The 12,927-nt window shown below is 47.3% G+C and carries 7 protein-coding genes and 1 tRNA gene; 7 read left to right on the top strand and 1 reads right to left on the bottom strand.

Annotation, left to right across the window (positions count from 1 at the left end):
• Positions 1 to 101: 101 nt before the first annotated feature.
• The 6 genes from MKY24_RS07600 (at position 102) to zapA (ending at position 9,894) form a co-directional block, all read left to right on the top strand.
• Positions 102 to 172: transfer RNA gene (locus MKY24_RS07600), tRNA-Gly, on the top strand.
• Between the two features lie 271 nt (positions 173 to 443).
• Entirely contained in the window at positions 444 to 1,484 is a 1,041-nt protein-coding gene (locus tag MKY24_RS07605; RefSeq protein WP_053325021.1) for a pectate lyase, read from the top strand.
• Between the two features lie 367 nt (positions 1,485 to 1,851).
• On the top strand, positions 1,852 to 3,702 hold the full coding sequence (gene abc-f, locus MKY24_RS07610; RefSeq protein WP_053325022.1) for an ABC-F type ribosomal protection protein: 1,851 nt from the start codon (positions 1,852 to 1,854) through the stop codon (positions 3,700 to 3,702).
• Positions 3,703 to 4,152: 450 nt separating this feature from the next.
• Entirely contained in the window at positions 4,153 to 5,184 is a 1,032-nt protein-coding gene (gene pheS / locus MKY24_RS07615; protein ID WP_269321413.1) for a phenylalanine--tRNA ligase subunit alpha, read from the top strand.
• Positions 5,185 to 5,212: 28 nt separating this feature from the next.
• Positions 5,213 to 7,660 carry a phenylalanine--tRNA ligase subunit beta gene (gene pheT, locus MKY24_RS07620; RefSeq protein WP_339201697.1) on the top strand — a complete coding sequence of 816 codons (2,448 nt, stop codon included), beginning with the start codon at positions 5,213 to 5,215 and terminating at the stop codon, positions 7,658 to 7,660.
• Positions 7,661 to 7,869: 209 nt separating this feature from the next.
• Positions 7,870 to 9,894 carry a cell division protein ZapA gene (zapA, locus tag MKY24_RS07625; protein WP_076294953.1) on the top strand — a complete coding sequence of 675 codons (2,025 nt, stop codon included), beginning with the start codon at positions 7,870 to 7,872 and terminating at the stop codon, positions 9,892 to 9,894.
• Positions 9,895 to 10,044: 150 nt separating this feature from the next.
• Here zapA and MKY24_RS07630 read toward each other — a convergent pair whose 3' ends face one another.
• Positions 10,045 to 10,404, bottom strand: a complete 360-nt coding sequence (locus MKY24_RS07630) for a phage holin family protein (protein WP_023987773.1) — start codon at positions 10,402 to 10,404, stop codon at positions 10,045 to 10,047.
• A gap of 152 nt (positions 10,405 to 10,556) precedes the next feature.
• Between MKY24_RS07630 and MKY24_RS07635 the strand changes: the two genes are divergently transcribed.
• A complete protein-coding gene (locus MKY24_RS07635) occupies positions 10,557 to 12,926 on the top strand; it encodes an endonuclease MutS2 (protein WP_023987774.1) in 2,370 nt (789 codons plus the stop codon).
• Position 12,927: the final 1 nt, after the last annotated feature.

Genomic DNA, 12,927 nt, shown 5'->3' on the forward strand with positions numbered 1-12,927 from the left:
TGCGTTTTGCTGAAAGGTAAGTTATACTAAATAACATCCTGATTCAGCTGCTTGACGATAGATTGAGCGTGTCATACATAAGAATCGAGATGTTATAAAATGCGGGTGTAGTTCAATGGTAGAACTTCAGCCTTCCAAGCTGATAGCGTGGGTTCGATTCCCATCACCCGCTTACTGTTTTAAGAAGTTCGGAACCCTTGTGACGCAAGGGTTTTTGTTTTGTTTGGAGCTGGATAAATACATTATAGCCGGGGTGCCAACGGGGTATCACGGCTTTTTTGCGTTCTTACGAACTATTTTTACATTGCTGCACAAAATAAAATATAAAATATTTAGCTTATATGCTATAAATAAACAGATAAAAAGAACTATTTACCAATTACTAAAAAATAAGTATAGTCGCATTGTTGGGATTTAACTAAAAAAAGGATGGTGTAGCTGCAATGAGGAAATTTTCTTTTCTGTTTTTAGCATTAACTTTGCTGCTGTTTACTTTTCCAGCAAGTTCTACGTTCGCCGCTGCTGATTTTCCAGATACGTCGACGAATGGAATGACTGGTTTTGCCGGACAGGCTAAAAGTGAAAATGGAACTACGAAGTCTGCCACAACGGGGGGAAAAGGTGGTCAGGTCATCTATATCAATAATCTAAACGATTTGAAAAACCAGTTAGGGGATTCAACTCCTAAAATTCTGGTAATCGAAAAAAATATTTCTGCCTCCTCTAAAACCGTGGTCAACATTGGTTCCAACAAGTCACTCATTGGTTCTTACGCGCAAAACAAGCTGGTTAACATTCATTTGAAAACAACAAATAATTCGGGAAATGTGATCTTTCAAAATTTAACTTTTGAGCACAGTTCCAACATTAACGGTAACGATGACATCCAACTTTATCTTACGGCAGGTACAAATTATTGGATTGATCATGTTACATTTGCAGGTCACAATTATAATGCGAATGGCTCGGATCTGGACAAACTTTTGTACATAGGTCAATCGGCTGATTATGTAACCATTAGTAACTCCAAATTTGCCAATCATAAATATGGTCTCATTTTGGGATACCCTGATGATGGCAATAAAAATTATGATGGTATGCCCCATATCACGATCGCTAATAATTACTTTGAAAACTTGCTTGTACGTGGCCCAGGACTTATGAGATATGGATATTTCCATGTTAAAAATAATTATATTAATAATTTCCAGCTTGCTTACACCATTGCTACGAATGCAAGAATCTATTCTGAGTACAACTACTTTGGAAAAGGTAGTGAAAAGGGCGGTATTCTTGATGATAAAGCCAATGGCGAGTTTAAAGATGTGGGGAGTTTACCCGCCATCAACAACCAAAAATCGCGTGTAACCAACTGGAACCCAAGCAAAAACTATAGCTATCAGGTACAGACTCCTGAATATACTAAAGAGTTTGTAACGAAATATGCAGGTTCGTCCAATACAACTTTGGTATTCGGAAAATAACGCGGGTTATTTGCAAATGTGTTGTGATCTGCTATACTGACTGCAAGTAAGTATCCCATGAAAAGGAAGGTAACCATACGTCCGATGAAGTAAGCACACTGATTTTCCCACTTAACTGCACAGTTACTGGCAGGCGGCTGTAAGCTGCAACGGGAGAAGTGTGTCTGAAAATGAATGTAGGGACGTATGCGTTTATTCCGGAACGGGATTTGGTTTATTCGTTTGCGGTGTTATTTTTCATAAGCGTATGTTCTGAAACGATTCATAACAGTCATTCTATATTCCTTGTATGCAAGCCGCAGCCTTCTGCGGCTTTTTTTATTGCTTCCGGGATCAAAAAACCGGACTGGGAAAGGATGATCGTGGTATGAGAACAATTTTGCGTATTCGCAATGTAGTAAAGGATTGGAACGGGACATCTTTATTTGAGAATGTGTCGCTGGATGTGATGGAAGGAGAACGGCTTGCACTGTTTGGAAGAAATGGAGCAGGTAAAACGACGCTATTGCGAATATTGCTGGGAGATGAGGCACCAACCTCTGGTCAAGTAGAGCATGATTTGCCACTGGAAGAGCGGGGCTGGCTGAAGCAGCAGGATACGGTGGCTTGGTCTCGAACCGCACTGGAGGCCGCACAGCAGGCCAGCCCTCGGCATTGGCGTCTCAAGCAAGCGTTGGGACAGCTGGAAGCTGACCTAGCCGATGCTGGGAAGGATATGGAGCATCATCTGGAGCGTTACGGCGAGCTAATGGATGAATACGAACGCCTGCAAGGCTTTGCCTGGGAGTCTGAGGTGGAAAAGGCGCTCACTCGAATGGGAATGCCTGTCCAGACGTGGTCCATTGCTTATGGTGACCTGAGTGGCGGCCAGAAGACGAGAGTGCGATTGGCCGGACTCATGGTCAGGCAGCCGAAGCTGCTGGTGTTGGATGAGCCGACCAACCATTTGGATGCCGAAAGCTTGCTTTGGCTGGAGCAGTGGCTGTCTACGTATCCGGGAACGCTGCTGTTTGTATCGCATGACAGAGCCTTTTTGGATCGGGTGGCTACGAGTATAGTTGAGCTCACATCGACAGGTATTGGGCGCTATAAAGGCGGCTATAAGGAATATAAAGCGCAAAAGGAGCGGGAACTGCGAGAGCAGGAAGCCAGCTATCGAAAGCAGGAGCTGGCGAAACAGGCGTTGGAGGAAACGATTCGAAATTACAGGGAATGGTTTCATCAGGCGCATCGTGGCGCATCCAAGGTTGAGATGGCCGTTACGCAGAGCTTTTATAAGGCCAAGGCTAAAAAAAATATTTCCCGTTATCATGCGAAGGAGAAGGAACTGGAGCGACTGGAAGCCAATAGAGTAGAGCAACCGCGTGAGGCTGCGTCTTTGCACATGAAATTAAGTGACAGCGGGTTTCAGGCAAAATATTTGCTGCGTGCTGAGCAGGTTGACTTTAGCTACGACGACCGTATCATTGTGAAAAATCTAAATCTGATCGTTGCACGTGGAGACCGTCTGTCTGTTCGGGGGCCCAATGGAATTGGTAAAACCACGCTGCTTCGGTTATTAACAGGTCAACTGGAGCCGCAGACGGGAAAAATCACAGCCAACCCACAGTTGAACATCGGATATTTTTCACAGGAGTTGGAGCAGCTTCCGGAGGATCAAACGTTGCTGGACAGTCTGCTTGCGCTCCCGACGATGACCCAAACAGAAGCGAGAACGGTATTAGGCTGCTTTCTTTTTGCGAAAGAGGACGTGTTTAAAAGGATCGGGACACTTAGTATGGGAGAAAAATGCAGGGTAGCTTTTCTGCGTCTGTACTTTAGTGGAGCCAATCTGCTGGTGCTGGATGAACCGACGAATTATTTTGACATTGAAACCCGTGAAATTGTAGAGGATTCTTTGCGTAACTATGATGGAGCACTGGTGCTCGTCTCACATGATCGGGAGCTGGTGAGGTACACGGCAACTCGGTTACTCGATATGAAGCCGGGGGGCGGATATGAAATCTATGAGGGGACAGCCGACGAAAAGCAAGAAGATGAGCGGAGCCGTCAACGGGAGCCAGAAGACCAGGAGCGGCGTGAGGAACGTCTTCGATTACAATTGCGTCTTACAGAGTTGATGGGAATGACGGGCACGAATGACGAAAATGAGAAGTTGTTGAGCGAAATCAGGCGCATTCGTGCAAATCTGGAGCGGTTGGATGATCTCGATATCTAAAGAAATGAAACGTATGCCCTGCTTGCCAAAGCGCGGTAGTTTGCATATAATAATGAACAATAGTTCGAATTTTTGAAAATGTCTTGATGGAGAAGAGTAGACAGTGTCCGATTGAACAGGGAGGAAGCGCCGTAGGATTGAGAGCGTTTCTGCAAATACTGGGCTGTTGAAGTTCGCTCCGGAGCAGTTCCTTGAACCTCAGGCGCCATGTGAATGGCGAATGTGCAAGTAGGGGATACCGGTTCACGACCGTTACAACGTGCAGAGCGAGACGATGATGCATAGCATGAACAATCACCTGTAACTAGTTGCCGTAAGGCAGAACGCCGGGTGAGCTGAGCTTATTGTCTAACGAGGGTGGTACCACGGTCTTTTCGTCCCTTACCGGGAGAAAAGACCTTTTTTTGTTGTCTGAAAAGCTGGATATGAAGAAAGGGGACTGAACAGGCGATGAGCGAAACCATCCAAATGAAGGAACATTTGCTGGCCTTGAAGGAAGAAGCACTGGAAGTATTGGAGAAGGTGGCAACACCCAAGGAGCTGGCTGATTTACGGGTCAAATATTCGGGGAAAAAGGGCGCACTGACTGAAATCTTGCGCGGTATGGGCAAGCTGAGCGCGGAAGAGCGTCCGGTTGTTGGACAGGTAGCCAATGAGGTGCGCGAGGCGATTGAAGAAGTCGTTAACCGTAAGCAGGACGAGTTCACGAAAGCAGAAACGAATGAGCGTCTGCAAGCGGAAAAGATCGACGTTACGCTACCTGGACGCGCGTTGCCGCAAGGTGGACTGCACCCGCTCAACAAAGTGATTGAGCAAATCGAGGATATTTTTACAGGTATGGGCTATCGAGTGGCTGAAGGTCCACAGGCAGAGACGGATTATTATAACTTCGAAGCATTGAACCTGCCTAAAAATCACCCAGCACGGGATATGCAGGATTCATTTTACCTGACCGAGGATCTGTTGATGCGTACCCATACGTCACCGGTTCAGATTCGTGCAATGGAAGCGATGAAGGGCGAAACGCCTATTAAGGTTATCTGTCCGGGTACGGTTTTCCGACGTGATGATGACGATGCAACGCATTCTTTTCAATTCCACCAAATTGAAGGGCTTGTCATTGGAAAAGACATTCGTATGAGTGATTTGAAAGGAACCTTACTTCAATTTGCACGCGAAATGTTTGGAGAATCGACCGAAATCCGTTTGCGACCAAGCTTCTTTCCGTTCACAGAGCCGAGTGCTGAAGTAGACGTGACTTTTGTGAAGAAAAATGGCGAACGTGTATGGATCGAAATTTTGGGCTGTGGCATGGTCCATCCGAAAGTGCTGGAGATGGGCGGTTTTGATCCCGAGGTGTACAGCGGCTTTGCATTCGGTATGGGTGTAGAGCGGATTGCTATATTGAAATACGGTATCGACGATATTCGTCATTTTTATAACAGTGACCTGTCGTTCCTGAAACAGTTTGCGCGTCAATAAACAACTATATCAAGGGAAGTGAACCCATATGAAAGTATCATTCGAGTGGCTGTCCGAGTATGTATCGCTGGATCAGGTAAGCGCGGAGGAGCTAGCAGAGAAAATCACCCGTTCGGGTATAGAAATTGATGAGGTCGAGCAGCGCAATCAAGGGATTACTGGCGTTGTTGTCGGCTATGTTAAAAGCAAGGAAAAGCATCCAGATGCTGATAAGCTGAATGTATGTATTGTCGATGCAGGTCAGGAGGAAGATCTGCAAATCGTGTGTGGTGCCAAAAACGTGGATGCAGGTCAAAAGGTTCCTGTTGCAGTTGTAGGGGCAAAGTTGCCGGGAGACTTCCACATTAAAAAAGCCAAGCTACGCGGTGTTGTATCTATGGGCATGATCTGCTCGGCCAAAGAACTGGGGATGAATGACAAGCTGCTTCCAAAGGAATTGCAAGAAGGTATTTTGGTGCTGCCTGAGGATGCTGAAATTGGTATGCCAATTACGAAGCTGCTGGCGCTGGATGATCAGGTACTGGATTTTGATCTGACACCCAACCGTTCGGATTGCCTGAGCATGCACGGAGCAGCATATGAAGTGAGTGCGATTCTGGGACGTGACATTTCGCTGGCTGACCCGGCTAAGGATCTGGTGGAAATTAGCGATGCAGCAGCAGATCATCTGTCTGTGAAGGTAGATACTCCTGAACTGTGTACACACTATGCGGCCCGTTATATCACAGGTGTAAAAGTGGCGGCTTCCCCATTATGGATTCAAAACCGTCTGATGGCGGCAGGTGTTCGTCCGATCAACAACATCGTAGATATTACGAACTACGTCATGCTGGAATACGGTCAGCCGCTGCATGCTTTTGATGCGGATAAGCTGGAAAATGGAAATATTGAAGTTCGACTCGCTCGTGCCGGCGAAACATTGATTACACTTGACGATCAGGAGCGTAAGTTGGAGCCGCATATGCTGCTGATTACAGACGGTGTGAAACCAATTGCATTGGCAGGCGTGATGGGTGGAGCCAATTCCGAGGTTACGGATGCGACGGTCAGCATTGCGCTGGAATCTGCGAAGTTTGACGGCGGTACAGTTCGCAAAACGTCTCGTCAACTTGGACTGCGTTCAGAAGCAAGTCTGCGTTTTGAAAAAGAGGTTGATCCGGGCGCTGTTGTGCCTGCTGTGAATCGTGCAGCTGCGCTGATTCAGCGTTATGCGGGAGGCACTGTACACCAGGGCATCGTAGAATCTGCGTCTGCAAAAGCTGAAAACCGCATTATCAAGCTGTCGCTAGATAAAATAAACCGATATTTGGGAACCGAACTGTCTTTGCTTGAGGTGAAAACGATTTTCGGTAGACTTCATTTCGGATGTGGCGACGCAGAGCAAGGGGTACTGGAAGTTGAAGTACCTACACGCCGTGGAGATATTACCATTGACGTGGACTTAATCGAAGAGGTAGCTCGTCTGTATGGTTACGACAATATCCCGACCACGCCGATTGAAGGTCCGACAACTCCGGGAGCTTTGACAGCATCGCAATCATTGCGCCGCTCCCTGCGCAGATTGCTGGCTCATGGTGGTTGGCAGGAGACGATCAGCTACTCTTTTGTACATCCGCAGAGTACGAGGTTATTTAATGCCCTGACAGAAGGTAGCCATCCGGTACGTTTGGCTATGCCTATGAGCGAAGACCGTAGTGTTTTGCGTACGAGTATCATCCCACAGATGCTGGATACAGCGGTGTACAACATGAATCGCAAGCAAGACAATCTGGCGATTTTTGAGATGGGAACAGTATTTTATACAGAGGAACAAACATTAACCCGTCAGCCGCAGGAAATTCAAGTGCTTAGTCTACTGCTGACTGGGGTACGCCGTGAAAAACAATGGAATATTGGTGCTGAAAAGGTTGATTTCTTTGATATTAAAGGCGCGCTTGAAACGGTGTTTGAGTATTTCGGGTTGAGTGCCAGCATTCGTTATGTGGCTGACCAACCGCAAAGCTACCATCCGGGCCGTTCCGCTTCGGTATGGCTGGATGTGAATGGGAACTCTCAACGGATCGGTACCATTGGGCAGATTCATCCGGAGCTTCAACAATCTTATGGGCTGAATGATACGTATGTAGCGGAAATTGCGTTGCAACAGGTCGTTGAACACGCAAACTCTCATATTCAGTTCAGAGAGCTGGCTCGCTTCCCATCCGTGGAACGTGACATTGCCCTCGTGGTAAATAAAGACGTTGAGGCAGGTGAACTGCTTCGTGTTATTCACGCTGCAGGCGGAGAGCTATTGCAGGATGCGCGAGTGTTTGATGTATTTACAGGCAGTAAGCTTGGTGAAGATAAGAAGAGCGTAGCTATCTCTCTGACCTATCGTCATTGGGAGCATACGTTGACGGATGAAGAGATCAATGCGGCGCATACTCCTGTCGTTACGTCTCTGGAACAAACTTTTGGAGCGGAATTGAGAAAGTAGCAGGAAATGCGGGAAGCTGTATCGAATCTTAGTGACAGAGGTTCGATACGGCTTTTTGGCCTATCATCATAGGAGCTCTCTTACTCTGATATTTACCCGCTGCGGGGAAGCCGGACTAATAAGGTTGAACGCTTCACGGAAGGCGGGTTACCATAGTACCGGACACACCTTAGAATCAACATACAGTAGTATTGAAGGAGGGCATAATTGTGACTACACCAGATCGTACTCGCGTCACTGTAGAGATCTACGGTACTTCTTATAAACTCGTCGGCAGCAATACCGATTATATGAAGCAGGTTGCCAATTACGTGGATGAGCGTATGCACAGCATTTCTCAAGCTCATTCGCGTCTGGATATGCCCCGAATTGCCGTGCTGGCTGCGGTTCATATGGCAGAAGAAGCTGTACAAATCCAGGAAATTCAGAGTCATATGAACCGCTTAGCAGCGGAACGAGCAGAGCTCCGGGGAGATCTGGCGCAACTCCAGACGGCTCTAGGGGAACAGCAGCAAAAAAATACAGATATGCATCAATCTCTTATTCAACTAAAGGAAGAAAAGGAAGCAACGCAGAAGAAGCTGATGGAAACCGAATCTGTATCAGCCAAGGAGATTGCCCAATTGAAGGCAAAGCTGGAACAGCAGGAGAAAAAAGCAGCTGAACTTGAAAATGGACAAAAACAAGCTAAACGTGAATTGGAGGAGTCTCGTCAAGAAGCTTCTCGCAAGCTGAAAGAGCAGCAGGAGGCGGCCAATGCTCGTATCCGGCAGATAGAAGAGCAGATGAAGAAGGAAGTGGCTGAAGCAGCTAAACAGGCTGAAGCCAAGCTGTCAGCTGCAGAGAAGACTCATCAGGAGCAAAAGCGTACAGAACTGGACAAGCTGCGATCTGCTTTGCAGCAAGAGCATAGTAAGAAGGTAAGCGAATGGCAGACCAAGTGCTCCGGGCTGAATGAGCAGCTGGAGCAGGAACGTAAACAGGCTGAATTGGCGTTGAATGAAGAAAAGCTCCAGCATCAGGAAGCGCAGAAACGAGCTGATGAAGCTGCACTGGAGCAGGAGATTCGGGTCGAGGAGCTTCAGGAACAATTAGAACAAGTACAGGCAGGCAGTACAGAGCTTTCTTCTCGTCTGGGAGAGGCTCAAGAGCAAGCAAGAGTACTGAAGCAACAACAGTCCGAGCTGGAGTCTGTGCTGGAAACACAGCGACAGGTTGCGATAGAGCGAGAGCAGGCAGATACGCTTGCGCGTGAAGAACTGCAAAGCCGATATGATCAATTAGAAGCTGAAGCCAAGGCTACGCAGCAGCAGACGGCTAAGCTGGAGGAAGAACAGCGGCGGATGCAGAAGCTGCTGGAGCAAGCTCACGTATCTTCTCGCAAGCTGCAAAGTGAGCTGGCTACGCTAGCTGAAAGCGAGAAGTCATGGAAGAAACTTGCAGAAGAACGCCAGTTGGCAGTTGATGAGCTGGAGCTCTCCCTGCTGGAAGCACGTGAACAGAAGGAAGCGATACAGGAGCAATTACAGCACACAGCGGCTGAGCTCGAAGCTATTAATGATAAATTTGCTTCACAACAGCAACGGCTAGTTCAACTCGAAGCGAGAATCAAGGAGCTTTCACCTGAGCTGATTCGTGTTCAGGATGAGCTTGAGAAAGCCAAAGTCCGAGAGCAAGAGGGAGCGAAGGCGTATCAATCGCTTCAGGAGCAATATGGAAGCATGAAGAGCCGAGCTGGAAAGCTGGAGCAAAATATCAAGCAGCTTCAACAGGAAGATCACGAACGGCGGAGTAAGCTGGAACGTGCTGAGGAAGAATCTCTGGAGTGGCAACTTAAATACGATCAGTTGAAGGCAGAAGCGGAACGTCTGGAAGCTGAAGATGCTGCCCGTAAGGAAGAATTTGCATCTTGGGAACGTGAAATAGCGGTAACAGTTGAACAAAAGGAACAGCTTCAGGAGGAGACTCGTTTGGCGGTTGAAGCTGCCAAAACGGCGAAAGCTGAACAGCAGTCCATAGAGCAGGAACGAATGGCCTTGCAGTCTGAATTGGACGAAGTGGGTCAAAAATATGAAATGGCGGCGCATCAGCTTCGTTTGTTACAAGTACAACAGGACGTAGATCGGGAAAATACGGAGAAGATTTCTACAGAATTACGTCAATTACAGGAAGAATACACTAAGCTTCAAACGGAGTACAATGAATGGATTGAACTTATCGAACAGGATCAGTAGATACGGATTATAAATGTATGGCAATCCCCGGCTGCTCATCGCCGGGGATTGTTTGCTTATTGTTCCACTCAGAAGTGTTTATGACAAAAAGCTGTCCTTTGGCAGACGAAATCTGCTTCGGGACAGCTTTGCCGGGAGGGTCTACTGAAATTATTTCCCGTCTTTGCGACCGGCTTCAAACGGTGTCGATACCGGAATGAACAGGTCGATAATCCCGATAACCAATGCAGCGAGCAATGCGCCCAGAACGGAAACACTGACATTGGTCACCACATACTGAGCGATCCAGATAACCAGAGCGCTCACTAGAAAACCTACGATACCGCGTCCAAATGGAGAAACGCGTCGGCCGAACACTGCCTCGATGATGTAACCAACCAAGGCAATGACAATGGCAAGAATCAGCGCGCTCCAAAAGCCGCCTACACTAAATCCGGGAACGATCCAGCTTACGACCATCAGCACCAGAGCGGCAACGATGAAACGTACAATGTGCCCGAGAATGCTCACGGAATAACCTCCTTTGTTTTTTGAATTTACAGGGTTAGACAAAGGTTAGTGTGTGGCATGAAGAGCTTTCTTATGTGTAAAACAGAGTTGGCAAATAGCGTAAGTTTGCTGCTTTCGGTATAATATAGATATAAGTGAAAGGAGTAGTGAAGTTGGACTCTAAAATTTTCAAAACCCTTGAATATCAAAAAATTCTAAATAAACTAAGTCACTATGCCCAAACGGCAACGGGACAACAGACAGCCCTTCGACTACAGCCCAGCGATGATTTGGAGCATATCAAGAAAATGCTGAAAGGCACGGATGAGGCTTATGCTGCTGATCGCCTCAAAGGAGTGCCTTCATTTAACGGAGTAGTAGATATCACTCCGGCGGTGAAGCGTGCCCGTATTGGTGGAACGTTAAGCCCGCAGGAGTTGCTCGGCATTCGGACAACAGTTCAGGCCGCACGCCGTATACAGGTATACGTGACAAGTTTGCATGAGGAAAATCCTGTCGAAACATTGCTGTATTGGAGTGAGCAGCTTTCGGAGCAGAGAGGTTTGGAAAACTCCATTAAAGGCTGTATTGACGAGAATGCAGAGGTGCTGGATTCTGCCAGCACAGAGCTTTCTCAAATCCGTCGGGAGCTGCGCTCGGGAGAAGTGCGTATTCGTGAAAAGCTGGATTCCATGATTCGTTCCTCAACTGTCTCCAAAATGCTTCAAGATCAGTTGATTACGATTCGCGGAGATCGGTTTGTGATCCCGGTTAAGGCCGAATACCGTTCTTATTTTGGCGGAATTGTTCATGATCAATCCGGGTCTGGTGCAACATTGTTTATCGAGCCTGAATCCATCGTAGCCATGAACAATAAGCTGAGGGAAACAAGGCTGAGAGAAGAGCGTGAAATTGAAGTCATTTTACAAAAGCTGACCGCACTCGTCGCAGAACAAGCAGATATGTTGCTGTATGATGTGGACATTTTGGGCAATCTTGATTTTATTTTTGCAAAAGCGCGTCTCGCCCGTGAAATGAAGGCAACCTTACCTTTAATGAATGACCGCGGATATTTGAAGCTGAAAAAGGGCAGACATCCTCTAATTCCGTTGGAGCAGGTTGTTCCCATTGATGTGGAGTTAGGCAATTCATACACCTCTATTATCGTTACCGGACCGAACACAGGGGGGAAAACCGTTACCCTGAAAACCATTGGCCTACTTAGCTTGATGGCGATGTCTGGACTGTTTGTACCTGTTGAGGATGAAAGCCAGCTATGTGTATTTGATGCAATCTATGCCGATATTGGTGACGAGCAGAGCATTGAGCAAAACTTGAGTACATTTTCCAGTCACATGACCAATATCATTAGCATCCTGAAAAATATGACGCCAAAAAGTCTTGTATTGCTTGACGAAGTGGGGGCAGGAACGGACCCCGCAGAAGGTTCGGCTCTGGCTGTATCTATTTTGGAGCATATACATGCCATGGGTTGCCGCATGGTTGCGACGACTCACTATAGTGAATTGAAGGCGTATGCCTATGAGCGCAAAGGAATTATTAATGCAAGCATGGAGTTTGATGTCGCTACATTAAGCCCGACTTACCGCCTTCTGGTCGGTGTACCCGGACGAAGTAATGCATTTGCCATTGCCGAGCGATTGGGATTGCCAGGGCGTATTTTAGACTATGCCCGTGGTGAGGTAACGGAAGAAGACCAGCGCGTTGAGCACATGATCGCGTCACTGGAGCAGAACCGTTTGACAGCTGAGCAAGAACGGGAAAAAGCGGAGCAGCTACGTAAGGAAATGGAAGCATTGCGTAGCCGTCATCAGATGGAGCTGGATAAGCTGGAGTCCCAACGGGACCGTATGCTGGAAAAAGCTGAGGACGAAGCAAGGGTTCTCGTGGATAAGGCTCGTAGTGAAGCAGAGAAAATCATTACTGATTTGCGTAAATTGGCTCAGGAAGAAGGGGCCTCGGTTAAGGAGCATAAGCTGATTGCAGCTCGCAGAGAACTGGATGAGGCTGAACCGAAACAACGCAAAAAAAGTACCGTCAAACGCCCGGCTGCTACGCGTACTCGTTCTATCATGGCTGGCGATGAAGTATCCGTCCACAGTCTAAATAAAAAAGGCCACGTGGTTGAACTGTCCGGTACCAAGGAAGCTGTGATTCAACTGGGAATCATGAAGATGAAGGTCAGTCTGGATGATCTGGAACTACTGCAACCTGCACAAACAACGACTCCAAGAGTTCAAAAACCAGTGACTGGCGTTAAGCGGACACGGGATGATAACGTACGAAGTGAACTTGATCTTCGGGGGGCGAACGTGGAGGAAGCCTTGATGGAAGTGGACCGCTTCATGGATGAAGCGTTTCTGGCCAATCTGGGTCAGGTACACATTATTCATGGTAAAGGTACGGGTGTCCTGAGAACCGGTATTCAGGAGTACCTCCGCAAGCATAAGCATGTGAAAAGCTACCGTATCGGTAATTACAATGAAGGCGGCACAGGCGTAACAGTTGCTGAATTGGAATAGC

Source organism: Paenibacillus sp. FSL P2-0322, from assembly GCF_037975315.1.
Taxonomy (GTDB): domain Bacteria; phylum Bacillota; class Bacilli; order Paenibacillales; family Paenibacillaceae; genus Paenibacillus; species Paenibacillus polymyxa_B.

Bases quoted from the DNA above. Each gene is read 5' to 3' on its own strand.
- pheT (WP_339201697.1), top strand. From the start codon at position 5,213: ATGAAAGTATCATTCGAGTGGCTGTCCGAGTATGTATCGCTGGATCAG.
- MKY24_RS07605 (WP_053325021.1), top strand. From the start codon at position 444: ATGAGGAAATTTTCTTTTCTGTTTTTAGCATTAACTTTGCTGCTGTTT.
- pheS (WP_269321413.1), top strand. From the start codon at position 4,153: ATGAGCGAAACCATCCAAATGAAGGAACATTTGCTGGCCTTGAAGGAA.
- abc-f (WP_053325022.1), top strand. From the start codon at position 1,852: ATGAGAACAATTTTGCGTATTCGCAATGTAGTAAAGGATTGGAACGGG.